General features: G+C 46.4%; 4 protein-coding genes. 2 read left to right on the forward strand and 2 right to left on the reverse strand.

The features are described from left to right. Window positions 1-6: 6 nt before the first annotated feature. Entirely contained in the window at window positions 7-189 is a 183-nt protein-coding gene (locus PX482_RS27500; protein WP_079209469.1) for a hypothetical protein, read from the forward strand. A gap of 82 nt (window positions 190-271) precedes the next feature. Then, complete coding sequence (locus PX482_RS27505; protein WP_002762568.1) at window positions 272-748, forward strand: hypothetical protein; 477 nt, start codon at window positions 272-274, stop codon at window positions 746-748. A 305-nt stretch (window positions 749-1,053) separates the two neighbouring features. Here the strand turns inward: PX482_RS27505 and crtB are convergent, their stop codons facing one another. Both crtB and pds read right to left on the reverse strand, forming a co-directional pair. Next, window positions 1,054-1,986: a 15-cis-phytoene synthase CrtB gene (gene crtB, locus PX482_RS27510; protein WP_288123277.1), complete on the reverse strand. Its 933-nt coding sequence runs from the start codon at window positions 1,984-1,986 to the stop codon at window positions 1,054-1,056. A gap of 105 nt (window positions 1,987-2,091) precedes the next feature. Next, on the reverse strand, window positions 2,092-3,219 hold a 1,128-nt coding region (pds, locus tag PX482_RS27515; protein ID WP_288123278.1), incomplete at its 5' end, for a 15-cis-phytoene desaturase.

Consider the following 3,219-nt stretch of genomic DNA (forward strand, 5'->3'; position numbering starts at 1 on the left):
AGGTAATTGGCCACCTCAAAACTGGTAAAACCCCACACCCCACACCCCACACCCCACACCCTGCCACCACCGAAAAACTTTTTGCCGCAAACCCTAGTTAGTCCCAGCCTCGTCCGTCTTTCCCTGTTTCCATTATTTTTTCTGGCTTGTCGCCTGGTAATTATTATTATCGCCAAAATAAAAGGATAAATTTGTCAATCTTTGTAACGAAAAATCAAGAAAAACTGTTCTCACCGTATCGCCCCGAACCCTTCTGGGGAAATTTGTTACAATGAATACAAAGGGACTCCCTGCGCCAGATCCCATCCCTAGTAAAAAATTGCCGAGGTGGGGAGCGGAAGCCAATAGTTCCGATCGGGACGGCATTTGTCAGAGTTTCCCGCTTCCTTTAGTTTTAGGGGGAAAAGCCATGAAATCTGGAACATTATTATCGCCCGATCGACCGCTGCCAGAATTTCTCCGGTCAGCTATCCAAGACCGCTTTCCGGGGAAAGCGATCGATGATCTCAGCATCCGCTACTATGAAAGCGTCGAGGATGTGGGAGGGGAGTATTTTAACGATCGGGTGTTGCCTGCCTGTAGCGATGAGCCAGTCGTCCGCTATCTTGTCCCGTTTATATCCTACGTCCGTCTAGGAGAAGCGTTAGTTTTGGATCGGCAAGACGGTCTTGTGGTTTACGAAACCGAACGAGATGTTCCCTGCACGGAAACCGGACCTTTCTGGTTGGTGACTCCTAAATCGCGCTGAAAAAGCAAACCCAAGTTAAGCAGCTGAATTGGGAAAACTTAATAGTTAGGGTTGGCTGAATAAATCTAAAAACCTTGTTGGGTAAGACTTTTAGACTTTGGGGAGGTCAAAAAGTACCAGATATGGTAGTGATCAGGGGGAGAATTCAGGGACTTTTTCCCTGAAAATTAGGTAGTTTACCAGATGAAAATGGGTAAAACCCTACACCCCACACCCCACACCCTGCCCCCAGGAAAGACTTTTTCAGCCAACCCTAGTTAAGACTCGACGGGTGGAGTCGGCAAGCAGCAAAACCCGTCGAATTTTTATAACGCTTGCGATCGCAACCAAGCCACGGGTAAATAGAGCATTTTCTTGGTTAAAGGCACGAAGGCACGACGGGCGAAGACATCGTAATTATTTGCTTCAATTACGTCTAAAATGCCTTGATAAAGCAGTAAAGCCGCCCAAACCGGCCAACGGGAATCGGGATTAAGGGCGCGAATCCCCCTTTCGGCGGAATCGTAGTAATAACGGGCGCGCTCAATTTGGAAGCGCATTAACGCCTGCCAACGGTCATCATTAACCCCTTTGAGTAAATCGTCTTCGCTGTAGTTAAAACGCTCTAAATCCTCTAAAGGTAGATAAATCCGCCCACGATGGACATCTTCCCCCACATCCCGCAAAATATTGGTTAATTGATTGGCAATACCGAGATCGATCGCTTCTTCTTGCGGAATATAGACGCTTTGATTGCGCCGCCAAGGGGCAGAGCGATCGTCATCTTCCAATCCTAACACCGCGCTGGACATTAACCCCACCGTCCCCGCCACCCGATAGCAGTACAGTTTTAGTTCATCAAAGGTTTGATAACGACTGCGATAGAGGTCCATCTGTTGCCCGGCGATCATATCCCGAAAGGGTTGGATATCCATGGGGAACTTTTCTAGAGTATCCACGAGAGCGACATCGGCATCCTCGATGGCAACCCCAGAAAAGACGGTTTCTAGCTGTTTTTCCCATAAATCAAGGGTTTCAGGTGTAGTTAACCGGGCTTGGGGTCCATCGACCAGTTCATCGGTACGACGACACCAGACATAAATTGCCCAGATCGCTTGACGTTTTGCTTTCGGCATCAGGAGAGTACCGAGATAAAACGTTTTGGAATACTTCTCTGTAATCCGGCGACAGAGTTCGTAGGACTCCGCAAGGGAGACGAGGGGTTTGGTGGGGTGGGTCGGTTTTGGCAATTGGAGCATTCTGCTGGGGCGGAATGATTGACTTAGATTAACGGCGAACTGTGGCTAATGATATAGCATTGTCTCACTCAAGGCCATTTTCGTCATTAGTCCCTAGCCAGAGAATTAACGAGCGCTGGACACTGGTGTAGATTGGGTTTTATTCGGGTTTAGCGGTGCTGCGGGGTGATCTTTGCTGATCACTGCTGCCGCTAATTTCCCCGATAAAACGGCTCCTTCCATGCTTCCTAAATATTTTTGCATGGTATAGTCACCGGCGAGATAAAAATTCTCGATCGGAGTTTTTTGAGAAGGTCGATAAGCTTGTCGGCCAGGGGTGGCTTTATAAACTGATCGGGGAGTTTTCACCAGATGATATTTTAACAATTGACTGGGATTATCGCCAGTAAAATGTTGGGGAAAGAGTTTTTCTAGTTCTTTCATCGTGGCGGCGATAATTTCTTCATCGGATTTGCTAATCCAATCCTGAGCGGGAGCGAGAACTAATTCTAACATCGAGCGATCGGGGTTAGCGTATTCTTTACAGGTGTTGCTCATGTCAGCATAAACACTGAGTAAGGGCGAACGGGAGAATAATAAATGATCGATGTCGGTTAGTTTGCGATCAAACCAGAGGTGTAAATTAATGACGGGAACCCCTTCTAATCCTTCTAATTTTTGAAAGAATTTATCTTCTTGCCAAGGTTTAGGTAGTAAAACTTTTAAAGGATCTACCGGCATCGCAGACACATAAAGATCGGCTTCAAAAAGATAATCTTCCCCACCGTCTAAACCGCGCATTAAGAAGGCTTTAACTGTGCCATCTTCATTTAAGATAATCTCTTTTAAAGGGGCATTCAAGCGCACTTCTCCACCTCTAGCGGTGATGTAATCGACTAAAGGTTGGCAGAGTCTTTCCGGGGGTGAACCGTCGAGAAAAGCCATTTTTGAGCCGTTTTTCTCCTGTAAAAAGCGGTTGAGGGCTGTTAGTAGAATCGTGGCGGAAATCTCGTTAGGATCGATAAAGTTTAGGGCTTTCGACATAGCGATAAACACTTCTTTTTCTACCCTAGGGGGGATGTTTTGTTTCTCTAACCATTCCGACCAAGAATATTTGTCCATCTCCTCGACGTAACTTTGACCTTTAACAATGGCAGGGATTAAACCGAGTCCAAATTTAATTTTTTCCTCCCAAGTTAACATATCATTATTGCGAAGAATGGCAACAATACCGTTAATTGGGGCGGGAATATC

The sequence above is a fragment of the Microcystis sp. M53602_WE12 genome (genome assembly GCF_030065455.1).
GTDB lineage: Bacteria > Cyanobacteriota > Cyanobacteriia > Cyanobacteriales > Microcystaceae > Microcystis > Microcystis aeruginosa.